The 24,106-nt window shown below is 70.1% G+C and carries 21 protein-coding genes; 8 read left to right on the top strand and 13 right to left on the bottom strand.

The features are described from left to right. Position 1: 1 nt before the first annotated feature. From ACFQS2_RS00230 to ACFQS2_RS00220, 3 genes are read right to left on the bottom strand one after another with little or no spacing between them, the layout of a single operon-like run. Positions 2–997 (bottom strand): aldo/keto reductase, encoded by a 996-nt coding sequence (locus ACFQS2_RS00230; protein ID WP_377792332.1) that lies wholly within the window; start codon positions 995–997, stop codon positions 2–4. Positions 998–999: 2 nt separating this feature from the next. Then, complete coding sequence (locus tag ACFQS2_RS00225; protein ID WP_377018859.1) at positions 1,000–1,401, bottom strand: MerR family transcriptional regulator; 402 nt, start codon at positions 1,399–1,401, stop codon at positions 1,000–1,002. 51 nt (positions 1,402–1,452) lie between these two features. Next, positions 1,453–2,409 (bottom strand): sugar-binding transcriptional regulator, encoded by a 957-nt coding sequence (locus ACFQS2_RS00220; protein ID WP_377792306.1) that lies wholly within the window; start codon positions 2,407–2,409, stop codon positions 1,453–1,455. Positions 2,410–2,506: 97 nt separating this feature from the next. Here ACFQS2_RS00220 and ACFQS2_RS00215 point away from each other — a divergent pair, with 97 nt between their 5' ends. The 5 genes from ACFQS2_RS00215 (at position 2,507) to ACFQS2_RS00195 (ending at position 6,815) form a co-directional block, all read left to right on the top strand. After that, on the top strand, positions 2,507–3,028 hold the full coding sequence (locus tag ACFQS2_RS00215) for a PTS sugar transporter subunit IIA (RefSeq protein ID WP_377792305.1): 522 nt from the start codon (positions 2,507–2,509) through the stop codon (positions 3,026–3,028). Next, positions 3,025–3,462, top strand: coding sequence for an NUDIX domain-containing protein (locus tag ACFQS2_RS00210; RefSeq protein ID WP_377792304.1), 438 nt, complete (start codon positions 3,025–3,027; stop codon positions 3,460–3,462). The genes ACFQS2_RS00215 and ACFQS2_RS00210 overlap by 4 nt, the downstream gene beginning before the upstream one ends. 84 nt (positions 3,463–3,546) lie before the next feature. Next, positions 3,547–4,395, top strand: coding sequence for an aldo/keto reductase (locus ACFQS2_RS00205; RefSeq protein WP_377792303.1), 849 nt, complete (start codon positions 3,547–3,549; stop codon positions 4,393–4,395). A 79-nt stretch (positions 4,396–4,474) separates the two neighbouring features. After that, entirely contained in the window at positions 4,475–5,986 is a 1,512-nt protein-coding gene (locus ACFQS2_RS00200; protein ID WP_377792302.1) for an OmpA family protein, read from the top strand. Between the two features lie 34 nt (positions 5,987–6,020). After that, on the top strand, positions 6,021–6,815 hold the full coding sequence (locus tag ACFQS2_RS00195) for a serine hydrolase (protein ID WP_377792301.1): 795 nt from the start codon (positions 6,021–6,023) through the stop codon (positions 6,813–6,815). Between the two features lie 127 nt (positions 6,816–6,942). Here the strand turns inward: ACFQS2_RS00195 and ACFQS2_RS00190 are convergent, their stop codons facing one another. The 10 genes from ACFQS2_RS00190 to ACFQS2_RS00145 all read right to left on the bottom strand — a co-directional run bounded on the left by ACFQS2_RS00190 (position 6,943) and on the right by ACFQS2_RS00145 (position 20,589). Further along, complete coding sequence (locus ACFQS2_RS00190) at positions 6,943–8,778, bottom strand: DUF222 domain-containing protein (RefSeq protein ID WP_377792300.1); 1,836 nt, start codon at positions 8,776–8,778, stop codon at positions 6,943–6,945. Between the two features lie 690 nt (positions 8,779–9,468). Continuing rightward, entirely contained in the window at positions 9,469–10,581 is a 1,113-nt protein-coding gene (locus ACFQS2_RS00185) for an NlpC/P60 family protein (protein ID WP_377792299.1), read from the bottom strand. 107 nt (positions 10,582–10,688) lie between these two features. Further along, positions 10,689–11,816, bottom strand: a complete 1,128-nt coding sequence (locus tag ACFQS2_RS00180) for a dipeptide epimerase (protein WP_377792298.1) — start codon at positions 11,814–11,816, stop codon at positions 10,689–10,691. After that, entirely contained in the window at positions 11,813–12,964 is a 1,152-nt protein-coding gene (locus tag ACFQS2_RS00175; RefSeq protein WP_377792297.1) for a DUF819 domain-containing protein, read from the bottom strand. The genes ACFQS2_RS00180 and ACFQS2_RS00175 overlap by 4 nt, the downstream gene beginning before the upstream one ends. A 153-nt stretch (positions 12,965–13,117) precedes the next feature. Next, on the bottom strand, positions 13,118–13,438 hold the full coding sequence (locus ACFQS2_RS00170; protein WP_377018871.1) for a DUF3870 domain-containing protein: 321 nt from the start codon (positions 13,436–13,438) through the stop codon (positions 13,118–13,120). A gap of 19 nt (positions 13,439–13,457) precedes the next feature. Next, entirely contained in the window at positions 13,458–14,936 is a 1,479-nt protein-coding gene (locus tag ACFQS2_RS00165; RefSeq protein ID WP_377792296.1) for an NAD-dependent succinate-semialdehyde dehydrogenase, read from the bottom strand. 34 nt (positions 14,937–14,970) lie between these two features. Continuing rightward, the gene (locus ACFQS2_RS00160; protein WP_377792295.1) at positions 14,971–16,902 is read right to left on the bottom strand and encodes a glycoside hydrolase family 15 protein; all 1,932 of its coding nucleotides are present in this window, start codon (positions 16,900–16,902) and stop codon (positions 14,971–14,973) included. Positions 16,903–16,906: 4 nt separating this feature from the next. Further along, the gene (locus ACFQS2_RS00155; protein ID WP_377792294.1) at positions 16,907–18,412 is read right to left on the bottom strand and encodes a S10 family peptidase; all 1,506 of its coding nucleotides are present in this window, start codon (positions 18,410–18,412) and stop codon (positions 16,907–16,909) included. A gap of 133 nt (positions 18,413–18,545) precedes the next feature. Then, positions 18,546–18,869, bottom strand: a complete 324-nt coding sequence (locus ACFQS2_RS00150) for a hypothetical protein (protein ID WP_377792293.1) — start codon at positions 18,867–18,869, stop codon at positions 18,546–18,548. A gap of 22 nt (positions 18,870–18,891) precedes the next feature. Next, on the bottom strand, positions 18,892–20,589 hold the full coding sequence (locus ACFQS2_RS00145; RefSeq protein ID WP_377018876.1) for a sodium:solute symporter family protein: 1,698 nt from the start codon (positions 20,587–20,589) through the stop codon (positions 18,892–18,894). 353 nt (positions 20,590–20,942) lie between these two features. On the opposite strand from ACFQS2_RS00145, the gene ACFQS2_RS00140 reads away from it, so the two are divergent. The 3 genes from ACFQS2_RS00140 to ACFQS2_RS00130 are packed head-to-tail and all read left to right on the top strand — an operon-like array spanning position 20,943 to position 24,072. Further along, a complete protein-coding gene (locus ACFQS2_RS00140) occupies positions 20,943–22,277 on the top strand; it encodes an ABC transporter substrate-binding protein (RefSeq protein WP_377792292.1) in 1,335 nt (444 codons plus the stop codon). Then, on the top strand, positions 22,274–23,158 hold the full coding sequence (locus ACFQS2_RS00135) for a carbohydrate ABC transporter permease (RefSeq protein WP_377018879.1): 885 nt from the start codon (positions 22,274–22,276) through the stop codon (positions 23,156–23,158). The genes ACFQS2_RS00140 and ACFQS2_RS00135 overlap by 4 nt, the downstream gene beginning before the upstream one ends. Continuing rightward, positions 23,155–24,072, top strand: coding sequence for a carbohydrate ABC transporter permease (locus ACFQS2_RS00130; protein ID WP_377018880.1), 918 nt, complete (start codon positions 23,155–23,157; stop codon positions 24,070–24,072). Before ACFQS2_RS00135 ends, ACFQS2_RS00130 begins: the two co-directional genes overlap by 4 nt. Positions 24,073–24,106: the final 34 nt, after the last annotated feature.

Genomic DNA, 24,106 nt, shown 5'->3' with positions numbered 1-24,106 from the left:
CTCAGCGGTCGATGGTCGACATGTCGCCGTAGCGCTCTCCCGCCACGGCGCCCCGCGGCACGGCCTCGACGAGCTCCCTCAGCGTGGCGGCATCCAGCGTCACGTCGGCCGCGCCGACGTTCTCTTCGAGGTAGCGCACACGCTTCGTGCCCGGGATCGGCGTCACGTCCTCGCCCTGGGCGAGGACCCAGGCCAGGGCGAGCTGGCCCGGGGTGCATCCCACGCGCTCGGCGATTGCCCGCACTCGCGCGACCAGCTCCAGGTTGGCATCGAGCGCCGAGCCCTCGAAGCGCGGGAACCTGCCGGCGGCGCGGCTGTCGCCGTCCTGGAGCGTCGAGCGATCGATGGCGCCGGTGAGGATGCCGCGGCCCAGCGGCGAGTAGGGGACCAGTCCGATCCCGAGCTCGCGGAGGGTCGGCAGGATCTCGTCCTCGATGTCGCGGGTGAACAGGGAGTACTCGGTCTGCAGGGCCGTGATGGGGTGGACGGCGTGGGCGCGACGGATCGTCGCCGCGGACGCCTCCGACAGCCCGAGGTGGCGGACCTTCCCGGCCTCGACCAGCTCCTTCATCGCTCCGACGGTCTCCTCGATCGGGACCTCCGGATCCACGCGGTGCTGGTAGTACAGGTCGATGTGGTCCAGGCCGAGCCGCTGCAGCGAGGCGTCGCAGGCGGCGCGGACGTACTCGGGACGGCCGTTGATGCCGACCATGGATCCGTCGGCCCGTCGCTCGTTGCCGAACTTCGTGGCCAGCTGGATCCGATCGCGGGCCAGCGGGGCGGAGGCGATGGCCTCGCCCACGAGCTTCTCGTTGGTGAACGGGCCGTACATGTCGGCGGTGTCGAGGAACGTGACCCCGAGGTCGAGGGCCCGGTGGATGGTGGCGATGCCGCCGGCGTGATCGGGGGTGCCGTAGAACTCCGACATGCCCATGCAGCCGAGGCCGAGGGTGGAGACGGTGAGCGGGGAGGCGGTGCCGAGGGTGCGCTGTGTGATGGTCATGGGTCCAGACAACTCCTTGGAGCGCGCTCCACGTCAAGCGCGTCCTCGTAGATACCGATCTTCTGCTCGATCGCCCCGAGGTGGGCGGTGACGTCGGCGAGCTGGGTGAGCACGACCTGCCGGTGGGCCTGCAGCAGCTCGAGCCGTTCCTGCTCGTTGCCCGCCCCCGCCCGCACCAGGTCGGCGTACCGGCGGATCTCGCGGATCGGCATGTCCGTCGCGCGCAGCCTCGTGATCAGCGCGATCCAGGCGAGGTCAGGGTCCTCGTAGCGGCGCTGCCCGCTGGCCGAGCGGGGCACGGGCCGCAGCAGCAGGCCGGCCCGTTCGTAGTAGCGCAGCGTGTCCGAGGTCAGGGCGAGCTGCCCCGCCGCATCGGCGATCGCGATCCCATCGGTCATGATCCGAGTGTGACTCCTGGAGCGCGCTCCAGGGCAAGGCGCGTGCGGGGATCAAGCGCGGGCGAGGATCTCCCGGGCCAGCTCGGCGTCGACGATCGCGGTGTCGATCGCCCCGCTGCGCAGCACGCCGCGCACCCCGGGGGCCTTCTCGGCGCCGGCCGCGACGCCGACCACCTCGGGGATCCGCAGCAGCTCGGAGAAGGTCACCGCGAGCACCCGCTGGTCCGTCGGCGCCCCCAGCGGCACCCCGTGCGCATCGACGAACCGCCCGCACACGTCGCCCACGGGGTCCTGGGCCTCGAAGGCGGCGCGCTCGGTCTCGCTGAGGTTCATCAGCGAGACGATGTGCGGGGAGGAATGCAGGCCCACGGATCCGATGCCCACCAGGGCGAGCTCGACCTGCGCGGCGGCGGCGAGCACCTTCCCGATGCTCGACTCGGAGCGCAGGGTGGCCGCTGTGGTCGCCGATTCCAGCACCGCCGGCGCGTACAGGGTCTCCGGTCGCGCGCCCAGCCGCGAGGCGAGCACCCGGAGCACGGAGTCACCGGAGTCGAACTGGTCCAGCGCGCTGTGCCCGCCCACCAGGGGCAGGACGCGGGGCGTCGGCCGCAGCTGTAGGGCCTCGAGCTGGGCGACCACGTTCTGGACCGTCTGCCCCCAGGAGACGCCGATGCCGCCCACGTGCGCGGCCCGTTCGGCCAGAGCCGCAGCACCCTGGCGGGCCACCGCCTCCATCGCGGTGGTGCGCGGCGCCGAGACGACATGGGCCTCGCGCAGGGAGAACGCCGCCCGCAGTGCTGCCTCCAGAGCCTCGTCACGCCGCGGCGGTCCCTCGGGGTCGTGGATCGCGATCTCGACGATTCCGCGGTCCCGCGCCTGGGTGAGGATCCGGGAGACGTTCGAGCGCGAGAGCCCGAGCTCGTGGGCGACCTCCGTCTGCGAACGGCCCTGCTCGTAGTAGAGCCGGGCCGCCCGCACGATCACGGCGGTGTCGCGAGGTGCGGGCATACGGTTCTCCTGGGACGCGCGGGAACGGATCCGCCCAGCGTACGCAGGGACAGGGCGAGGGGATGACAGAATCTGTGGCACCGACCCGGGAGGCCCCATGACCACAGATCCTCGTCACCGCGACCCTGCTGCGCCGCGCCTCGAGCTCGGCGTCGTCCTCTCCGGCCTCGACGTGGCCAGCGCCGAGGACGTGCTGCGCACCCTGGCCGGACGGCTGCTGGACGACGGCGCGGTGACGCCCGGCTTCCCCGACGCCCTGCACCAGCGCGAGCTGCGCTACCCCACGGGCCTGCCGACGCCGATCCCCACCGCGATCCCGCATGCCGATCCCGAGCATGTCCTTGTCCCCGGCCTCGCGCTGGCGACCCTGGCCCGGCCCGTGCCGTTCGGGGAGATGGGCGGCAGCGGCGGCACCGTGGACGTGCAGCTGGTGGCCATGCCCCTGCTCCGCGACGCCACGGAGCACCTGGCGACGCTGCAGCGACTGGTGGGCGTGCTGCGGGACGAGTCGGCCGTCGCGGATCTGCTGGCCGCGGCCGGCGACGAGCAGCTGCGCGAGCGCGCGATGGCACAGCTGGGTAACGTCGACCCTGGCCAGAGAGAGGAGGATCGCGCGTGAGCTCACCGCGACTGGGAGTGAAGGCGCTGATCGTCCGCGATGCGCACGTGCTCATGAATCACTACATCGATCCCGACGGCAGCGACGTGTACGCCCCGCCGGGCGGCGGCCAGGAGCACGGCGAGGACCAGGTGTCGGCGCTGATCCGCGAGTGCCGCGAGGAGATCGGGGCACTGGTCGAGGTCCATCAGCTGGCCTGCCTCTACGAGCTCCTCATCCCGCCGTTCCACCAGGTCAGCGTGGCATACTGGGCCGGCCTGGCCGAGGGCGAGGAACCGGGTATCGGCACCGAGCCGGATCCGGGGCAGGTGGGCACCGCCTGGCTTCCCCTGGATCGCCTCGCCGAGTACCGCTTCCATCCCGTCGAACTCGCCCGCTGGCTCGAGTCCGATCCCAGCAGCCGGCCCGTCTCGCTCGGGGTCTGCGCGGTCTGACGCCGGGCGGACCAGCGCCCGGGGCCGGGAGGAAAACGCTAGCCTGGGAGTCGCCGACTCACCTGTTTCATCACGAGGAGAATCATGCCCAGCTCGCCCTCCATCCCCTTCCACGACGGCCGTTCGATCCCGCAGCTCGGGTTCGGCGTCTGGCAGGTGGAGAATTCCGTGGCCACCGACGTCGTCGCCCGAGCACTCGAGGCCGGCTACCGCCACATCGACACCGCCCGCGGTTACAACAACGAGGCCGGCGTCGGCCAGGGCCTGAAGTCGGCGGGTCTCGCGCGCGATGACGTGTTCGTGACCTCGAAGGTCCCCAACCAGGACCAGGGGCGCGAGAACACCCTGCGCTCCTTCGACGCCACCATGGAGGATCTCGGGCTCGAGGAGCTCGACCTCTATCTGATCCACTGGCCGGCCCCCGCCAACGGTCTCGCGGTCGAGACCTGGAAGACGTTCATCGAGCTGCAGGAGCAGGGCCGTATCCGCTCCATCGGCGTCTCGAACTTCCGCGTCGAGGACCTGGAGAAGGTCGAGGCCGAGACCGGTGTGCGGCCGGTGCTGAACCAGATCGAGCTCCACCCCTACTTCAACCAGCCCGAGCTGCGCGAGTTCCACGCCTCCAAGAACATCGTCACCGAGTCCTGGTCGCCGCTGGGCCAGGGCGGCGGCGAGCTTTCCGACCCCGTGGTCCAGGAGATCGCCGACAAGCACGGCGCCTCCACCGCGCAGGTCGTCATCGCCTGGAACCTGGCCCTCGGCAACGTGGTGATCCCGAAGTCCGAGACCCCCGAGCGCATCGTGTCGAACTTCGCCTCCCTCGAGGTTGAGCTCGCCGACGACGAGATCGAGGCGATCACCGCTCTGCACAAGGGCGAGGCAGGCCGCCGCGGCGGCAACCCCGGCGAGTTCGGCGGTCGTCAGGGCGCCTGAGCCGCGAGGTATCGCTCCCCTCTCCCGCGGTCTCCCCGTAGGCTCGCTCTCTGAGGGGCCGAGGGGGAGGGGCAGCACCATGCGACGACGCGCACTGATCGGCGGACTGATCACCGCGCCGGTGATCGCGGCCTGCGACGGCCAGAACAGCGACGGGTCCGACGGCGGGGGTGCCTCTGACGGGGCCGCCTCCCCGTCGGACGCGCCGCCGCCGTCCGTGCCGGTGACCTACGGCCCGCTCCAGCTGGACGTCGCGGTCACCTCGGTGATTCGCACCGGTGACTACCTGGTGGTCACGATCGAGATCACCGCGGACGACCCGGACGACGTCCTCGACTTCGGGCCGGTGCGCGCGTTCGAATCGGTCGCCTCCAGCGACTACGTCGACGCCCGCCAGCTCGACGGCCTGCGGCTGCTCGACCTCGACGGGGACCGGGTCGCCATGATCGCCATGGACGCCGAGGACCGCTCGGTGCATACCGAGCCCGAGGCGGCCTGGAAGGATCGCTCCGGATCCGCGGGGACGGAGAGCCTCCACCTCGTCTATGGAGATCTCGGGCCCGACGAGGTCTCGGTGCTGATCCCCAAGGGCGGGCTGCTCTCCGGTGTCCCCGTCACCGAGGGCGAGATCCCCGAGATCGACCCCAAGGAGCCGCTCGACCTCTCCGCGGTCACGGTCGCCCCGATCAACCCGTTGATCTCGTACACCACCGATCTCACGACCACCACCAGGACCGAGAGCACCCAGGAGAGCACCACCGTCAGCCTCGGGGCGGACGTCCTGTTCGACTCCAGCTCGGCGGACCTGGGGCAGGACGCCCAGGCCGTGATCGACCAGGCCGCACAGACGCTCTCCGAGCACGAGCCGGGGCCGGTGCAGGTCGTCGGCCATACCGACGACGTCGATGACGAGGCCTTCAACCAGGACCTCTCAGAGCGTCGCGCCCAGGCCGTCGCCGACGTCCTGGGAACGCTGATCGACGGCCAGGACTACCCGCTGGAGGTCTCGGGGCAGGGCGAGAGCAGCCCGGTGGCCAGCAACGATACGCAGGAGGGGCGGGCCTTGAACCGGCGCGTCGAGCTGAGCATCGACACCCCGGTCGAGACCGAAGAGACCGTCTCCCGGGACCTCCCGGAGATCGAGGGCCCGGTTGCCACCGGCGAGGAGGGTGTGGAGTTCGACGACCTCACGCCGGTGCGGTTCCGTGCTCCGTCGGCCCGTCTCGTCCAGGATCATCTGGTGGTGCGCTTCGAGATCACGAGACTGGACGACGAGGTCGGCTCGTCGATCGGCGTGAGTGACGCGAAGGGTGACGTGCCGATGCCCGAGGACGTCATCCTGATGAAGACCTATGGCGGTATCGCCGTGATGAACGGTCCTGTGGCGACGTTCCCCGCGCTGCACCGAGTGACCGGGGACGACTCCGTGATCCGCCCACTCGCTGACCTGAGGACGAACTCACGCATCGACGGCGGCACGACGCGCGTCGACGAGATCGTCTACCCGGGCGGCACCCCGGTGGGGGAGACCGTGACCATCGAGGAGGTCCAGGGGCGCTGGCGACTGACGGACATCCCCGTCACCCGCTGACCCTCCTGCGACTCTGCGCGGATAGGCTCGGTGCATGCCGATCCCGACCGCCGCCGTTCCCGACCAGGTCGCCGTCTCGTACTGCCTGCTCGACGCGGACGGCCGGCGGCTCGCGTCCGAGGGGGCGGACCGTGCCTACTACGCCGCCAGCACGATCAAGCTGCATGTCCTCCTCGCCGCCCTGCATGCCGCCGACCGTGGAGAGCTGGATCTGGACGCCATGGTGGGCTCCACGTCGACGTTCATCGGGGCGGACGGGCGTTCGTTCAGTCTCGGTGGGGATCATCTGGATCAGACGCACCCGGCCGAGGGCGAACCGATTGCGGTGCGTGACCTGGCGGTGCGGATGATCGATCGCTCGAGCAACGAGGCGACGAACCACCTCGTCCATCTCGTGGGCCTCGAGAGCGTGGCGAGGGTGATCGCCGACCTCGGCCTGTCGGCGACGCGGGTGGAACGGCTGATCGGGGACGGGAGCGCGCTCGAGGCCGGTGCGACCAACGAGACCTGTGCCGCCGATCTCGCCGAGACGATGCGGGTGCTGGTGGACGAGGGCGGCGGGCTCTCCCGCGCGTCCCGAGCGCTGGCGCGCGACGCGTTGCGTGCTCAGCGCATTCCGGTGATCGCGACGCCGCTGCAGGACGGCATCGAATGGGGATCGAAGTCCGGCTGGGTCGACGGCTACCGCCACGATGTGGCCTACATCGGTGATCCGACCGGGCCCGACGTGCGAATCCTGGCCGTCATGACCGCCGGACTCGGTCAGGATGAGGCGGACGGGCGCATCGCCGGTCTGGTCCGCGCGCTTCTGTCGGACCTAGTGGCCTGACCGGACTCTGGTCAGCCTGCGAGCACCGTTCCACGGGGCGAGCAGCAGCTGGACCGTCGACGTCGACGCCTCGGCAGGTTGGCGGCGGTGACTCTGTGCCGTCGATGGCCATAATCGCCGCCCGCCGTCAGAACGGTGGTGGTTCGTCGTCCTCTGGGCGGGGCGGCGGCGGGGGTGTGGGGTCGGCGCGTTTGCCGAGGAATCTGCGTTCGCGTTCGCGGCGCTTTTCGGTGATTCGTTCGGTCTCGGAGCGTTGGGCGTCTTGTTCTTGGGCCTGGGTGGCCTGGTCCTGGATGCGTTCGTGGTGGTTCCAGGCGGTGTTGAGGGCGGCGACGAGGTGTGGGGTGGCGAGGTCGGTCTCTTCGCGGGTGCGGGCGCGGGCGGCGAGGTCGATGCTCCACCGGGTCTCCAGGGGCCCGCCGCTGCTGCCGTGGAACGGGTCGGCGCGGTCGTGCCCCTTGAAAGTATTGCTGGCGTCGTTTTCGGAGCCAGCGCCACGACCGGTACCACTGGGGATGCCGGGGCCCCTGGGATCGGGTGCCGGATTTCCCGGGCCGCCCTCATTATCGGGCATGCTGCCGCCGCTGGGCGCGCGGGTGTTTCCGGTGTCGCGTTCGGGGTCTATTCGGCCGCTGGTTTTCAACTGGTGGTGGCGCCAGCATAATCGGTGGAGATTGACGAGGGTGGTGAGGCCGCCGGCTTCGGGGTGGTGGTGGTTGAATTCTTGGATGTGGTCGTTCTCGGCGCTGAGGGCGGTGGCTTTCCGGCACCCGGGGGCGGCGCACACGGGGTGGCGCAGCCGCAGCTGCTGACACATCTGGGCGCTGGGTTTGTAGGTGGTGGCCGCGGTGGGCAGGAACGCTCCGGTGGCGGGGTCGGTGAGGATCCGATGCCAGGTCGCATCCTCGTTCGCTGCCAACACGCGTGCTTGTTCGGCGGGGATCGGGGTCTGGCCCTCGATCAGCCCGGGCGCGTTCGAAGCACCGAGGAGGGTGAGGGCGGGGACGGTGACGTTCAGGGTGAACTGCTGGCCGCGTTCTTGGACCGGGTCGATGCTCAGCATCGAGTGGGTCAGCACCGCGTACCGCAGCTCTGCGAGGGATTTGGCGCGGCCGCGTTCACGCAGGTCCTCATCGATGTCGAACGGCAGCGGGCCTTCTTGGCCGTCGCGGAGGGCTTGGCGCTGTGCTTGCTGGACGGTGAGGGCGGAGGTGTCGATGCGGTGCATCAGCGCGATGATCTCGGGGATGGGCCCGGTGATCAGCATGGTCGCCGTCCCGCACCGCTCATCATCGATCTCCACCGCCACCTGGCGCTTGGTCTCGGGCAGTTCGGGCAGGGCATCGGCGGTGAGCAGATCGATGAGGTATCTCAGGCGTCTATCGAACTGGTCGCGGGAGATGTTCGCCAGATCCCACGAGGAGACATGCACGTCGACGATGTGGATCTTCTCGTCGTTGAGGGCCGCGGTTTTGCGCAGCAAGTGGCGGTGCCAGTCCTCAGGGAGGTCCCCGGCATCGAGGAACGCGAACACGGCGGGGAGCTGGTCGATGGCGCGGTGGGCGTGGCGGATCATGGACTCGGCGCGGCTGGTGGAGCAGCGCATCGCAGTGGCGAGTTTCAGCGCGACCAGGTCCGAGTCCTCCACGGATCCTGCCACCTCGTCGTCGGCGGTGAAGAACTCACAGACACGCTCGAGCTGGCGCGCGTAGGCGGTGGCCTGGGCACGGAGGGCGGCATGGATCGCCTGCACTCGATCGGCCTGCTCACTGCCGGCCTCGGCTTCGGCGGCCTCGAGGATCCGCTCTTCGGTCAGCGGCTTGCGGGCTCGCAGGGGCGGCACTGTCGGCATCTCCGCCTCGGGCTCGGGTTCCGGCGCAGTGTCCGCAGGGCCGGACGCGTCATCGGGGCAGGCATCGTCGGCCGGATTGGGAGTGTCACCGGAGCCAGGAGCGTCATCCAAGCCGTGGCCTTCGCCCGTGCCGGGAGGAGCGGTGCCCTCGCGGGCGTTCGCGGAATCAGCGGCCTCCGGGCCCGGGCAGGGCTCGCCAGCGTGGTCTCGTTGCAGTTCTTCCTCGCCCACGACCAAACCCCCTCCCTTCCCCTGACAGTGCCGCACCCCCGGAAATCCCCGGCCCCTACGTGCCGTGCCCAGTTTATCGACTCGAACACCAATCCGAAAGAGATTCGCGAGATCCGGAGGAATTTGTGGATGAGCGACCACTGTGGAGGAACGATGGCGGCGTCGAATGTGGACGAATGGCCACTGTGGAGGAACGGCGAGGCGTCAATGTGGACGAATTGCCACTGTGGAGGAATGATGGTTTACGTCCACGCGATTTACCACATCTGAGCGGCGTCAACAGTATGGGTGTGGAAAACCTGCCATTGTGGAGGAAAGGCACATCGGGTCGCCGTGAGCACCGGCTCGGACAGCCCACGAGCACTGCGCCGGGCGTCGTCACCGGCACTGAGTCGCACACCGCCCCAGACACACATCGGCACCTGACGGCGCGCTCGCAGGGAGCGCGCCGTCAGGTGCCGATGGGGCACGAACGTGGTGTGGGGCTGCACGGGGCAAGGGGCCCGCCGGACCGGTGGCCCGTCGCCCCGCCGGCCCGCCGGCTCGCTGGCCCTTCGACCCGCCGCTGGCTCAGCCGGCCAGGGCCACGCGCCGCGCTCCGGCGTACTCGCCGGTCGGGTCGTACTCGGTCAGCGACATCTTCTCGACGCTGCGCGAGGCGTTGGGCGCCTGCATGATCATGTCATCGCCCAGGTAGAGGGCGACGTGGCGGATCGAGTCGCCGCCCGGCTCGGTCGCGAAGAACACCAGGTCGCCGCGCTGGAGGTCCTCGCGCTCGACCGGCTCGAGCCCGGAGTTGTTCATCTGGGCACCGGCATCGCGGTTGACGGTGATCCCGTGGTGGTGGAACAGCGTGTAGGTGTAGCCGGAGCAGTCGAACCCGTAGGCGCTCACGCCCGCCCACAGGTATCGCAGCCCCAGGAACCGCTCACCGGTGGCGACGATGTCCTCCACGGTGGGCAGCGGCGGCTGCTCGCCGTGCTCGCGGACCACCACGTCGTCGGCCGGCAGATACGCCGCCCGGGCGCCGGGAACCGCGACCTTGACCGCCTTCCCGGTACGGCCGAGCACCGGCAGGATCGTGTCGAAGGAGACCGGGATGCTCGGATGGTTGCCCGACGGGGTCCCCGTCAGCGTGCTGGTCAGCGCCGTGACGGTCGCCGTCGGCGCGGAGCCGGCGCGGGCGGCGAAGTCGCCGTCGGCCACCAGATGGATGGTGGGCACCCAGCCGGGGTAGCCGCGCGGGTCGCGCGGGGTGGGCTGCGCGGTCACCACGATCTTCGCCCAGTCGCCGTCGATCTCGTCGACGATCACCTCGCTGCCGAGCACGGCCTGGGACTCGAGCTCGCCGGTCAGCCAGCGCCGGGTCTCGGTGTCCTGCATGTTCGCGTTCCAGGCATCCAGGTCGACGGGGTTGGTCAGCGAGGGGTCGTCGATCCCGGGACGGTTCGTGCGCGGATCCACCCACAGGGTGGTGGCCGTGACGGCGACATGGGCGAGGCCGCCCGGAGAGAGGCCCTCACCAGGGGCGGGGAGCCCCGCGGGGGCGGCGTCGGCGGGAGCGGCGACGGCGGCGGGCGCGACGGAGGCCAGCCCTGCGACGGCGAGACCGGCGGTACCGGTCGCGGCGAGACGCAGACCATCGCGGCGGGTGAGACGGACAGCGGGGGAGTGCGTGGACATCAGGTTCTCCTTCGAGGTGTCCCCGGCAGGGCGAGGACGGCAGATGGTGGGTCCAGGGTGCGACGGGTGGGCGCGGTCGGGCGCGACACCCGGCATGGGCACGGTGCTCACGTATCACCCCCGTCCTCATCGGCCCGCAGCCGCTGGAGGCCGAGGCCGGGACCGCCGGTCAGGCGCAGCCAGCCGCCGCTCTGGGTGAAGCCGCCGGCGGGGGCTTCGGAGGCGAACCAGAAGGGCGGATCCAGGTCGATCATCGTGATCGCCGGGTGCGCGATCGCGACGTGCGCGGCCGCAGTGATCGAGATGCGCGGCTCCATCATCGCGCCGATCATGCACTCGATGCCGGCCGCCTGGGCGACGTCGGCGATGGCGAGGGCCTGCGGGATGCCGCCGGTCTTGGCCAGCTTGATGTTCAGCAGGTCCGCGGCGCCGGCCTCGACGAGCCGGTGGGCGTCCTCGACGGACCACACGGACTCATCGGCCATGATCGGCAGCTCGACCGCCGCCGCCACCCGCGCCATGCCCTCCACGTTGGCGGCCGCCACGGGCTGCTCGACCAGGTCGATCGGCAGAGCGTCGATCTCGAAGCCGGTGATGATGTCGATGGCCTGCTCGGGGCTCCAGCCCTGATTGGCATCCAGTCGCAGACGGGCCGAAGGGGCCGCCGCGATGACCGCAGCCAGCCGGCGTCGGTCCTCATCGATGTCGTGGCCGAGCTTGATCTTGAGGATCTCCTCGCCGCCGGCCACCGCGGCGCGAGCCCGCTCGGCCATCACCTCGGGCTCCTCGAGCGAGACGGTCATGTCGTTCATCAGCCCGTCGTCGGCGCGGCCGCCGAGCAGCTCCACCAGGGGAGAGCCGGCCGCGCGGGCCCAGGCGTCGTGCAGGGCCACGTCGCACGCCGCCCGGGCACTGGTGCCGCCTTCGAGGGCTCCGGCGATCCGGGCCGACAGCTCCGCGACGGTGCCCCGGGCGCCCTCCAGCGCCTGCCGGAGGGGGCCGGAGAGGGCCTCGGCGATGGAGTCGGCCGATTCGCCGGTGACGGCGACGGTCTCCGCCGCGGAGCCCTGGCCGACGATGCCTCCGGCCAGCTCGACCTCGGCGACGACGTACTCGACGGCCTCGGTGCGGCGGGCGGCGGTGACGAAGGGACGGCGCAGAGGAGCCCGGTGGCGATGCTGACGCACCGCGAGGATGTGGAGCTCTCGTTCTCGGGGATCGGGTGCGGTGCTCACAGTGCCGACATCACCTGGGCCGCGGCGAGACCGATGAAGGTGCCCGCGAACGATCCGATCAGTGCGTAGAGGATGCCGACGGGGACCAGCTGCCGGTTGAAGGCGCTGGCGACCACGGGCGCCGAGGCGATCCCGCCGATGTTCGCCGTCGAGGCCACCGCCAGCGAGAACAGCTCGGTCTTGGTCAGCTTCGCGTAGACCACCATGATCACGGCGTGGATGGCGAGCACCAGCAGGCCGATCAGGAGGTACAGCGGCGCCTGGGTGAGGGCCGAGAAGTCCGAGCCGGAGGCGATCTGGCCGATCACCACGAACAGCATCAGCGTGGCGACCTCCTGGGTGCCCGCGGTCTTCCCCAGTGGGGTGACGGCGACGATCAGGCCCAGGACGGAGACGATGAGGATCGTCCAGGTGGTGCCGGTGACCACGTCGCCCCATTCGGGCAGCAGGCCGCCGATCCAGGTCACGACGGTCGAGACCAGGATCGAGCCGAAGATCGTGATCGCCAGCGAGACCACGGTGACCGGCCGCTTCTCCTCCTCCAGCACGCCCATGTGGGAGTCGAGGTGGGAGGTGTCGGCCTTGGTCCACCGGTTGAACCGCGGCGAGGCGGCGACCGAGGCGAACATGATCATCAGCCACAGCGAGTACATGATCGTGTCGGTGATCAGGGCGTAGCCGAAGATGCTCTCCGGCGCCTGCAGGATGTCCTGGATTGCGACCATGTTGGCGCTGCCGCCGGTCCAGGAGCCCAGCAGAGCACCGAGCGCCTTCCACGACTCCTCGTGCAGCGCCGCCTGGAAGACCAGGAAGACGAGGATCATCGCCAGGAACAGCGAGGCCGCGGCCACGAAGTAGGTCAGCAGCAGCTTCGGGCCGAGCCGGATGATCTTGCGCAGGTCGCAGCCGAAGAGGAACAGGAAGATCATCGCCGGCAGCAGGACGTCCTTGACCTGGGCGATGGGCTCCCGGGTGGCGTCGTCCTGGCCGAAGACGCCGAGGGAGTTGAGGGTCGCGCACAGCAGGTACATCAGCACCATGCCGGGCACGAAGCGGAAGAACTTCCAGCCGGTGGTGCGTTCGAGCACGATCAGCACGCCGGAGAGTCCGAGCAGGACGCCGAGCATGAGTAGGCCGTCGGTGATCACGAGAAGGGTCCTCTTCGTCGGGGGCGGTCGGGGGTCGGGACCGGATTCGGGGACAAAAAAATCGGAAGCACCAGCGAGCGCCGCCTCTTCCGAGGCGCGTTCACGGTGCTTCCGACGGGATCCGGTTCGGTGAGGTTCCGGGCGGACGGTGAGTTATGCGGTGATGCCGGCCGACAGATCGCGGTACTTCGCAGCGGCGTTGCGCACGGACGTGGCGAGCGCCCTCTGCGAGGACCCGTGGTACCTGTCGGTGATCGACTCCACCAGGGCGTCATCCTCGAGCAGCGAGCGGCCCACCAGCAGCTCACGCACGAACTCGACGGTGAGAGTCAGCGTGGCGGTGCAGTCCGCGGCCCGGATGACGTGGGTCTCAGTATCGACGATGAGGCCGATGAAGAACAATCCCCACTGCGACGTGATCGGATTGTTGCTCGGCGCCTTGGCCTCGCCGGTCAGGTAGATCGTGGTCCCCATGGGGCGAAGCTTATGCCGGTCACATCGGCAGGCGCACGTAGCTGGTCTCGAGGTATTCGGCCAGGCCCTCGTGGGAGCCCTCGCGGCCGAGCCCGGATTCCTTGATGCCGCCGAAGGGGGCGGCGGGATCCGAGGAGACGCCGACGTTGACCGCGACCATTCCGGCCTCGATGCGCTGGGCGGCATCGGTGACCTCGGCGAGGTCGGAGCCGGCGACGTAGCTCATCAGCCCGAACTCGGTGTCGTTGGCGGCGGCGACCATCTCGTCGATGTCGTCCATGACGATGATCGGGGCGACGGGCCCGAAGATCTCCTCGTGGTTGACGCGGGCGTCGGCCGGGACGTCGCCGAGCACGGTGGGGGCGTAGAAGTACCCCTCGCGATCGAGCCGCTGCCCGCCGGTGAGGACCTTCGCGCCGCGGTCGACGGCGTCGGCCACCAGCTCCTCGACCTTCTGGACGGCGTCCTCGTTGATCAGCGGGCCGAGCGTGGTGCCGTCCTCGGCGCCGGGGCCGGTGACGAGGTTCTCGGCCTCCTCGACGAGGCGGCGGGTGAACTCCTCGGCGACGGTGGAGTGGACGTAGAACCGGTTCGCGGCGGTGCAGGCCTCGCCGTTGTTGCGGAACTTCGCGGGCATCGCCGCGGTGATCGCGGTCTCGATGTCCGCCGAGGGCAGCACGAGGAACGGCGCGTTGCCGCCGAGCTCCATGGACGCCTTCAGCACGTGCTCAGAGGCTTGGCTGAGCAGGGTGCGGCCGACGGCGGTGGACCCGGTGAACGAGATCTTCCGCAGCCGCGGATCGGACATCAGGGTGGAGCTGAGGCCCTTGGAGTCCGAGGTGACCACGCAGTTCACCACACCCGCGGGGACCCCGGCCTGCGCCAGGATCTCCATGAACAGCAGCGAGGTCAGCGGCGTCATCTGGGCGGGCTTGTGCACCACGGTGCAGCCGGCCGCCAGCGCCGGGGCGATCTTGCGGGTCGCCATCGACAGCGGGAAGTTCCACGGGGTGATGAGGAAGGCGGGGCCGACGGGCCGGGACACGGTGAGGATCGCGTGCTTCGCCGACGGAGCCGGGCGGAACTCGCCGGGCGGGCGCACGCCCTCCTCGCTGAACCAGCGCAGGAACTCCGCGCCGTAGGTGACCTCGCCGTAGGCCTCCTTCAGCGGCTTGCCCATCTCCAGGGTCATCGCCAGGGCGAGGTCATCGGCCCGCTCGTGGCACAGCTCGTAGGCGCGGCGCAGGATCTCCGAGCGCTCGCGCGGGGTGGTCGCCGCCCAGTCGCTCTGCGCGGCGACGGCGGCGTCGAGCGCCTGGGGGCCGACGGTCGTGGCATCGGCGTCGGCCACCTGGGTCAGCGGCCGGCCGGTCGCGGGGTCGATGACGTCCAGGTCCCCGGCGGCGGCGAGGAACCGGCCGTCGACATAGGAGCTGCGGGGCACGCGGTCCATCAGCTCCGCGATGCGGGCCTCGGTGATGGTGGGCAGATCGCTCATCGTGGTCATCTCCTTCGTCGTCTGCTGGCGGGGCTCAGCGGGGGATCGTCAGGGCGAGAGCGTCGACCGCTCGGATCAGGCCGAGGTGGCTGAAGGCCTGGGGGAAGTTGCCGGCCATGCGCTGTGCGGTGCCGTCGTACTCCTCGGCCATCAGGTGGAGGTCGTTGGCGCAGGCCAGGATGCGGTCCATGAGCTGGACGGCGTCGGCGCGACGGCCGGAGCCGGCGTACTGCTCGACGAGCCAGAAGCAGCACACCAGGAACGGGTGCTCGTCCCCGGGCAGCCCGTCCTGGCCCTTGGTGAGGTAGCGCAGGATCAGTCCGTCCTCGGTGAGCAGGTCGCGCTCGATCCGTTCGACGGTGGCGAGCATGTGCGGATCGTCCGGCGGCAGGAAGCCGGTGTGGGGGATCTGCAGGAGAGAGGCGTCGACCTCGGCGGACCCGTAGGTCTGGGTGAAGGCGCCGTCCTCGCCGACGCCGCGGGTGAGGATCTCCTCGCGCACCTGCTCGCGCAGGTGCTTCCAGCGGGCGAGGTCCTCGTCCGGGGCGGGCAGGCCGTAGGTCTCGACCGCATCGATCGCCCGGTCGAAGGTCGCCCAGATCATCACGCGGCCGTGGGTGAAGTAGGCGGGCTCGCCGCGCATCTCCCAGATCCCGTGGTCGGGCTCGTCGATCCGGTCCACGGCGTAGCGGACCAGGGCCTTCTGCAGCGGCCACGACCAGGCGGACTCCTCCAGCCCGGCCTCGCGCATCGCCGACAGCGCGATCATCACCTCGCCGACCACGTCGGCCTGGTACTGGCCGGCGGCCCCGTTGCCGATGCGCACCGGCACCGAGTCCTCGTAGCCGGGGAGGTGGGGGAGCTCGCGTTCGACCAGGTTCCGGTCCCCGGTGATGGAGTACATGATCTGGAGGCGCTCGGGGTCGCCGGCGATGGCCCGCAGCAGCCAGTCGCGCCAGGTGGCGGCGGCATCGATGTGACCGTGGGCCAGCAGCGCCTCGAGGGACAGGGCCGCGTCGCGCAGCCAGCAGAACCGGTAGTCCCAGTTGCGCACCCCGCCGAAGTCCTCGGGCAGGCTCGTGGTCGCCGCGGCGATGATCCCGCCGGTGCGGCGGTGGGTGAGGGCCCGCAGCACCAGCAGGGAGTGGGCGACGGGTTCGGCGTATTCGTTCTCCACCCGGACCTGCCCCAGCCAGCCGGCCCATTCGGCGGTGGTGCGGGCCAGAGCCGCGCGGACGTTCGGGGCGGCGGGCACCTGCTGCCAGGAGGGGAACCAGGTGAGCACCCAGGAGGCGCTCTCGCCCGAGGCCAGCCGGTGGCTGCCGCGGTGGACACGGCCGTGCGCGCTCAGCGCCGGCCCGTGCAGGGCGACGCCGTCCCCGCCGGCGACGGCGATCAGCACGCTCTCGCCCTTCTCGTCCTGGCCGCGGCGCACCCACGGCACGGCCTGGCCGTACTCGAAGCGGATCTTCAGCTCCTGGACCACCTCGACGGTGCCCTCGGTGCAGGTGACGCTGCGGATCAGGTCCGCGTGATCCTCCACGTCGCCGCGCAGGGAGGTCGCCGTGCCGGCGGCGGAGCTCGAGGCGGAGCTGGGGGTGGAGGGCCGGTCGGCGGCGTCGGAATCACTGCCGTCCGCGCCGTCTCCGCTGTCCGCGGCGGGATCGTCCGACGGGTCGGCGAGGTCGATCGGGAGGAACTCCGTGACCGTCGCGGTGCCGGTGGGGGAGCGCCACACCGTCTCCAGCACCATCGTCGAGGGCAGGTAGCGGCGGGAGAGGACCTCCCCGTCGGCGATCCGCAGGGACCAGTGGCCGTGGGACTCGTCGCCGAGCAGCGAGGTGAACATCGCGTCGGCGTCGAAGCGCGGCATGCACAGCCAGTCGATGTCCCCCTCCCGCGTCACGAGTGCCGTGGTGCGCTGGTCGGAGAGGAGGGCGTGCTCTTCGATGCGTGGAGCCGTCATGAGATCAGTCCACCATCTCCGGCTCCGCCGCGCCGACGAACTCGGCAAGATGCTGCGACAGGGCCAGGCGGCTGGGCTCGTGGCAGTACATCATGTGCCCGGCCTCGTAGTACTCGATGCGGATCCGCTCGGCGAAGTCCTCTCGCGGAATGGCGAGCTGGGCCAGGACGTGCTCGCTGGCATGGAACGGGGTCGCGGCGTCGTGGTAGCCGTGGGAGACCAGCACCCGGGTGTGCGGGGACTTGCGCAGCAGCCGCGCGAGGTCAGAGGCGACCTCGACGGCACGGCCCTCGAAGTCCTTGTAGCTCCACGGGTGCACGCGGGCGGACATGATCTCGTAGACCACGTCGCTGGTGAAGTCGAGCTCCCGGCGCAGGTACTGGTTGATCGTCGCGGTGTAGGCCGGGGCCAGCTGGTCGATCGAGGGGTCCGTCTCCATCGTGGCGGCGTTGCCGTCCCCGGCGGGAGCGGTGAAGCGCCCGTCGATGCGGCCGGCGACCAGGCCCTGGTCCCGCAGCAGCTCGGCGAGGTACGCCTGGTGCTCCACGCGCAGATCCGCGCGCTCGACCCAGTCGGGGTCCACGCCGATCAGGGAGCCGATGCGGGCGGCGGCCTCCAGCTTCTGCTCGGGGGACAGGCGCAGCCCCGCGGCGAGCAGGGCCGGGTACTCCTGCTCGGCGAACGCCTCCGCCTCGTCGACCACGTCCTGCAGCAGCCGCTCCTCGTGCTTGCCGTGCGCGTGGGCGATGGCGGCGTAGGTGGGCAGGTAGTGCACGTAGGGGCGATCGTTGCCCTCGGTGAAGCGGATGGTGCCGAAGTCCAGCACGGGGGAGACCAGGGCGATCCCCGCGACGGCCACGTAGTAGCGGTCCATCAGATGGGCGGCCACGGCGGAGGCGCGGGTGGTGCCGTAGGACTCCCCGGCCAGGTAGATCGGGGAGGTCCAGCGCTGGTTGCGGGTGAGCCAGTCGATGACGAAGGAGGCGATCAGGTCGCGGTCCGCGGCCAGTCCGTGGTGGCGGTCGGGCTTCTGGCCGGGGACGGGCCGGGAGTAGCCGGTGGTCATCGCGTCGACCACCACGAGGTCCGCGTGGCGCAGGATCGTCTCGTCGTTGTCCAGCAGCCGGTGCGGCGGGGCGGCCGGGGAGCCGGCGTCGCCGGCGTCCACCCGGCGCGGGCCGAGCAGCCCCAGGTGCAGCCACACCGTCGAGGCGCCGGGGCCGCCGTTGAAGGCGAACACCACCGGCCGGGCCGCCTCCGAGCCGCCCGGGGCCGGTGCGCTGGCGACGTAGGAGACCGAGAACAGCTCGGCGTAGGCGGTGGCGCGGCCGTACTCCTCACCCTCGGGCTCCTCCCTCAGCACCACGGTGCCGGCGGTGGCCGTGTAGTCCAGCGGCCCGTCGGCCAGTGCGAGCGAGTGCAGCGTGGTGACCAGGTTGTCCTCGGGCACGGGGGTGGCGTCTGCGCCCTTGCCGGTCTCGGGGGCGGGGGTGGTGGACTCGGCGTTCACTCGTGCTCCTTCACGTCGGGGGCGTCGGCCTCGATGCTACGCGGGCCCCGACGACGCCGGCCCGCCGGCCCGAGGAGCATCGGGCAGGCGGGCCGGGATCGGTCCTGCGGAGAGGGAGCGGGGTCTCAGGCCCTCACTCCAGAGGAGCGATGTCCCGAGGTGCCTCGGCACCCTCCTCGTTGTCCCGCACGACGATGCGCAGCGGGTCCACCTTGGTCCAGAGGACGAACGCGATCGCGACCACGATCATGGCCAGGCCCGCCCACAGGTTGGCGTTGACCCCGCCGGTCTTGGCGGCCTCCGCCTCGGTGAAGGCGAACAGACCCATCAGGGTCACGACGATGCCGAAGAGCCCGATCAGGGCGCCGATGAAGTTGCGGATGTCGAAGGCCCCGGTGGTCTCGACGTGCGTGCCGTCGGGGACGTCGGCGGCGCTGCTGTCCTTGTGTGCACTCATGAGTGATCTCCTCCGTCCGCGCTCACGCGAAGACGATATTCAGGATGACGACGAGGCCCAGAGCGATCAAGGCCATGGGAACCGGGCGGCGGTAGAAGGCGAGGTTCTTCTCCTCGGGATCGACCAGGTCGGCCTTCGCGGTCTCGGAGTACACCAGGCCCTTCAGCTCGAGGACCGGCTTGGGAGCGGTGAACTGCGTGACCACGACGGAGACGATGATGTCGACCGCGAACGCGGCGAAGGCGCTGACGAAGGCGAGGCCCTGGCCGGGCAGCTCGAAGACGCCGAAGAACGTCGAGGAGCCCCACAGGCCCACGGCCGCCAGGGTGCCGGCGACCAGGCCGGCCCAGCCGGCCGTCGGCGTCATCCGCTTCCAGAACATGCCCAGGATGAACGTCGCGAACAGCGGCGCGTTGAAGAACCCGAACAGAGCCTGCAGGTAGTCCATCAGGTTCGAGAACTGACCGGCGATCAGTGCGGTGAAGATCGCGATGACGCAGGCGGCGGCGGTGGCGACGCGACCCACGAACGTGTAGTGGGCATCCGGCGCGTCCTTCTTCACGTACTGCTGGTACAGGTCGTAGCTGGCAACCGTGTTGAACGCCGAGATGTTCGCGGCCATGCCGGCCATGAACGCGGCCAGCAGGCCCGCGATCGCGACGCCGAGCAGACCGTTGGGCAGCACGTCGCGCATCAGCAGCAGCAGGGCGTCGTTGTAGGTCACGCCCGTGGCGGCGGCCGCCTCGGCATCTCCGGCCGAGGCGTACTGCTTGAAGTCGACCATCTCGTTCACCAGCACCGCGGTGATCATGCCGGGGATGATGACGATGAAGGGGATGAACATCTTGGGGAAGGCGCCGATGATCGGCGTCATCCGGGCGGCGGTGAGGTCCTTGGAGGCCATGGCCCGCTGGACCTCGACGAAGTTCGTGGTCCAGTAGCCGAAGGACTGTACGAAGCCCAGGCCCAGCACGATGCCGACCACCGACAGCACCGGGCTGTCGAAGCCGGAGAGCTGCTCGCCCGGCCACGTGTGCAGCTGCTCGGAGCCGAGCATGCCGTCACCGGCGACGCGCTCGGTCAGGCCCTGCCAGCCGCCCACACGGTGCAGACCGATCAGCGTCAGCGGCAGCAGGGCCGCGACGATCACGAAGAACTGCAGCACCTCGTTGTAGATGGCGGCGGAGAGACCGCCGACGGTGATGTAGAACAGCACGAACGCCGCGGCGAGCACGAGGCCCACCCAGATCGGCCAGCCCAGCAGGCGGTTGACGATCGTGGCCAGCAGCGAGAGGTTCACGCCGGCGATCAGCAGCTGGGCGACGGCGAAGCTGAGGGAGTTGACCAGGTGGGCGCCGGTGCCGAAACGCATGCGCATGAACTCGGGGACCGAGCGCACCTTGGAGCCGTAGTAGAAGGGCATCATCACGACGCCCAGGAACAGCATCGCCGGAATCGCGCCGACCCAGAAGTAGTGCATCGTCGGCAGGCCGTACTGGGCACCCGTGGCGGACATGCCCATGATCTCGACGGCGCCGAGGTTGGCGGAGATGAAGGCGAGACCGGTGACCCAGGCGGGCAGGGAGCGACCGGAGAGGAAGAACTCGATCGAGTTCGAGACGCCGCGCTTGGCGTACCAACCGACGCCGAGGACGAACGCGAAGTACAACGCGATGATCGCGTAGTCGATCCACTGTGCATCCAGGCGGATGTCGACCATGAGGAATCCTTGGAACGTGGGAAAAGAGGGGCCGCCGCCGGCGTGGACCCGAGGAGGGAGGCGCACCGGCGGAGGGCAGCTCGTGCTGACGGCCGGTCACGCTACCACCGAGTAGGAGCGGGATAACCGAAACGTTTCGGTGATCAGCGCGGGTGTGCGCCAGACGCGTCGGACGTCACAGATCCATGGGGTGGTATGGGCGGTTCCGCCCGATCGGGCGCGGCCGTGCGGGCCGCTGTTCCGGCCGGCGGAACGGCCGACACGGCAACCGCTTCCCGTCGGGTTCGGGGAACGTTCGGGGCGTGCGGTTATGGTGGCCTCACCCTCGAGGACGAGGAGAGGAGACCAGCCCCATGAGCAGATTCTCGCGGCGCTCAGCGCTCGCCGGCTCGGGAGCGGCCACCCTGGCCGCTGCCGCCGCCGCGTGCGCGCCGCCCAACCCCGGCGGCGTCAACGCCGAGGCCACCATCCCGGCGGCCGACGGACCCGTCACCCTCACCTACTGGGCGTGGCTGAAAGACCTCCAGAAGGTCGCCGACATCTTCAACCAGAGCCAGGATCGGATCCGCGTGGAGACCACCTGGATCCCCGGCGGTCCCGACGGCGGCTACGCCAAGATCCTCTCGGCAGTCGCCGCCGGCGGCGGCCCCGACATCGCCCAGGTGGAGCTGCGGTCCGTGCCCGAGTTCGCGCTCGCCGGCGCGCTGGTGGACCTCACCCGGTACGGCTTCGCGGACCAGGAGTCCGCCTTCGACCCCGGCGCCGTCTCCCAGGTCAAGGTCGGCGATTCCTACTGGGCCGTCCCGCAGGACACGGGCCCCGTCGGCACCTTCTACAACCGTGAGGTGCTCGAGGGCGAGATGGGACTGGAGCCCCCGGCGACCTGGGAGGAGTTCCGCGAGCTCGCCGGCACCGTCTCCGAGGCCGGCAAGCAGCTGATCACCCTCGATCCCGGCGACGGCTCCCATCCGGTCGCGTGGGCGATGCAGTCCGGCGCGCAGTGGTTCACCCCGGAGGGGGACGGCTGGATCGTGAACATGACCGACGACGCCTCCATGCGCGTCGCGGAGTTCTGGGACGGCATCCTCGCCGAGAAGCTCGTCGGCACCGGGTACGGCGCCTTCTCCACGCCCTGGTACGCCGCGGCGGGAGCCGGGGACGTGCTCGCCTCCATCTCCGGCTCCTGGAGCGATGCCCTGATCCAGACCACGCCCGGGGCGGAGGGGAAATGGGCGGTCGCGCCCATGCCCAGGTGGGAGGACGGTTTCGCCTCGGGCGCCCACGGCGGGTCATCGGCCGCGGTGCTGTCCAACAGTGCGCACCCTGCGGAAGCGCTGGAGTTCCTGACCTGGATGTGCACGGACCCCGTCGGCATCGACGCCATGATCGAGAACTCCGGCATCGGCTGGTCGCCGGCGGCCGACTACATCGGAGAGGTCCGTCAGGAGCCCTCCGAGTTCTTCTCCGGCCAGAACTACAACGAAGAGGTGTTCGTCCCCATGGCCGAGGGTCAGAACCTCGAGTGGACCTGGGCGCCGCTCATGCAGCGGGCGATGGCGATCATTGGTGACGGGATGAACGGCGCCATCACCGGCGAGGTCCCGCTGACGGACATGTTCGCCGAGACCCAGGCGGAGATCGTCCGGATCATGCGCGAGATCGGACTGGACGCGGAGGAGGCACGATGAGATCGAAGACCGCCCCCTGGCTCCTGCTCGGGCCATTCCTGGTGCTGTTCATCGGCACCATGATCATCCCGATCATCATGGCCATCGGCTACAGCTTCACCAGCGTCGAACGCTCCGGGCTGCTCGGCGAGGAAGGCGTCACCAGCGCCTTCGCCGGGCTGGAGAACTACGTCGCCGCGCTGTCGAACGCGAACTTCATCGCCTCTATCGGGCGGATGATCCTGTTCGGCGTGGTCCAGGTGACGGTGATGATCGTCGCCGCCACCATCCTCGCGCTGCTGCTGGAGAGCGCGAGCGCGAGGTGGCCCGGCTTCTTCCGCGCCACCTACTTCCTGCCCTACGGGATCCCCGGCGTGATCGCCACGATCCTGTGGTCCTTCCTGTACATCCCCGGGCTCAGCCCCATCGTGGACGTCCTCGGGATCGTCGGCATCAACATCGACTTCCTGGCCCCCGAACTGGTGCTGTGGTCGATCGCGAACATCGTGACCTGGACCTACACCGGGTACAACATGCTGATCATCATCGCCCAGCTCAAGGCGATCCCCGGCGAGCTGTACGAGGCGGCGAAGATCGACGGAGCCGGGCCGATGCGGATCGTCCGCTCCCTCCAGCTGCCGCTGATCCGCCCCGCGGTGATGCTGACGATCATCTTCTCGATCATCGGCACCCTGCAGCTGTTCGCCGAACCGCGGCTGATGCAGAACATGAGCGCCGGGATCACCTCGGAGTACACCCCGAACATGGCCGCCTACGCCTTCGCGTTCCAGTACAACGACGTCGGCATGGCCGCCGCGCAGGCCGTGATCATCGCGGTCTCCGCCTTCGTGCTCTCGGCGATCGCGCTGGGAGTCTCCTCCTGGACGGAGAAGCGCCGATGACCACCACGCAGACCCCCACCCGCCGCCGCGCCGCGCCCGTCGCCGACGGCCGCTCCGGTTCCCGCGAGGCGGGGCGCAGACCAACCACCACCATCCTGGTCACCGCGATCCTCGCCGTCATCGCGATCTACTTCCTGGTGCCGGTGTACTGGGTTCTCGTCAACGCCACCAAGTCCACCGAGGACCTGTTCGGCACCAGCGGCTTCTGGTTCGGCCAGGACTTCCAGCTGCTCGAGAACATCCGCGCGGTGCTCTCGGCCAACGGCGGGATCTTCCCGCGGTGGGCGCTGAACTCCGTGCTGTACGCGGGAGTCGGCTCGGTGCTGGCCACCTACTTCGCGGCCGCCGCGGGGTACGCCCTGGCGAAGTACCGCTTCCCGGGCCGGCGCCTGGTCTACGTGCTGGTCCTCGGCGGCGTGCTGGTGCCCGGCACCGCGGTGGCGCTGCCGCTGTTCTTCCTGTTCAGCTCCATCGGGATCACGAACACCTACTGGTCGGTGCTGATCCCCTCTCTGGTCAGCCCGTTCGGTCTGTTCCTGGCCTCGATCTACGCCAGCGCCGCGGTCCCGGACGAGCTGCTGGAGGCCGGCCGGATCGACGGGGTGGGGGAGCTGGGGCTGTTCCACCGGCTCGCGCTGCCGCAGCTCACCCCGGCCCTGGTGACGATCGTGCTGTTCCAGTTCGTCGCGATCTGGAACAACTACATGCTGCCGCTGGTGATGCTGGCCGACGAGACGCTCTATCCGATCACCCTGGGCCTGGACAACTGGCGGGCCCAGACCGACCGGCTGCCGGAGTTCTACCAGCTCACCGTCGGCGGCGCGCTGCTGTCGGTGATCCCGCTGGCCATCCTCATCCTGGTCCTGCAGCGCTTCTGGCGCGGCGGGCTGACGGAGGGGTCGGTCAAGGGGTGATCTCGCCCCGGCCCCGCACGGCCCCGGGGCCGAT

The organism is Brachybacterium sp. GCM10030267 (assembly GCF_042666875.1).
GTDB lineage: Bacteria > Actinomycetota > Actinomycetes > Actinomycetales > Dermabacteraceae > Brachybacterium.
This window is presented reverse-complemented; position numbering and strand designations above follow the sequence as displayed.

Excerpts from the sequence above, each read along its gene's own strand:
- ACFQS2_RS00220 (WP_377792306.1), bottom strand. The coding sequence starts at position 2,409 with ATGCCCGCACCTCGCGACACCGCCGTGATCGTGCGGGCGGCCCGGCTC.
- ACFQS2_RS00200 (WP_377792302.1), top strand. The coding sequence starts at position 4,475 with ATGCGACGACGCGCACTGATCGGCGGACTGATCACCGCGCCGGTGATC.
- ACFQS2_RS00135 (WP_377018879.1), top strand. The coding sequence starts at position 22,274 with ATGAGATCGAAGACCGCCCCCTGGCTCCTGCTCGGGCCATTCCTGGTG.
- ACFQS2_RS00185 (WP_377792299.1), bottom strand. The coding sequence starts at position 10,581 with ATGTCCACGCACTCCCCCGCTGTCCGTCTCACCCGCCGCGATGGTCTG.
- ACFQS2_RS00150 (WP_377792293.1), bottom strand. The coding sequence starts at position 18,869 with ATGAGTGCACACAAGGACAGCAGCGCCGCCGACGTCCCCGACGGCACG.
- ACFQS2_RS00165 (WP_377792296.1), bottom strand. The coding sequence starts at position 14,936 with ATGAGCGATCTGCCCACCATCACCGAGGCCCGCATCGCGGAGCTGATG.
- ACFQS2_RS00145 (WP_377018876.1), bottom strand. The coding sequence starts at position 20,589 with ATGGTCGACATCCGCCTGGATGCACAGTGGATCGACTACGCGATCATC.
- ACFQS2_RS00160 (WP_377792295.1), bottom strand. The coding sequence starts at position 16,902 with ATGACGGCTCCACGCATCGAAGAGCACGCCCTCCTCTCCGACCAGCGC.
- ACFQS2_RS00140 (WP_377792292.1), top strand. The coding sequence starts at position 20,943 with ATGAGCAGATTCTCGCGGCGCTCAGCGCTCGCCGGCTCGGGAGCGGCC.
- ACFQS2_RS00130 (WP_377018880.1), top strand. The coding sequence starts at position 23,155 with ATGACCACCACGCAGACCCCCACCCGCCGCCGCGCCGCGCCCGTCGCC.
- ACFQS2_RS00215 (WP_377792305.1), top strand. The coding sequence starts at position 2,507 with ATGACCACAGATCCTCGTCACCGCGACCCTGCTGCGCCGCGCCTCGAG.
- ACFQS2_RS00170 (WP_377018871.1), bottom strand. The coding sequence starts at position 13,438 with ATGGGGACCACGATCTACCTGACCGGCGAGGCCAAGGCGCCGAGCAAC.
- ACFQS2_RS00225 (WP_377018859.1), bottom strand. The coding sequence starts at position 1,401 with ATGACCGATGGGATCGCGATCGCCGATGCGGCGGGGCAGCTCGCCCTG.
- ACFQS2_RS00205 (WP_377792303.1), top strand. The coding sequence starts at position 3,547 with ATGCCCAGCTCGCCCTCCATCCCCTTCCACGACGGCCGTTCGATCCCG.
- ACFQS2_RS00195 (WP_377792301.1), top strand. The coding sequence starts at position 6,021 with ATGCCGATCCCGACCGCCGCCGTTCCCGACCAGGTCGCCGTCTCGTAC.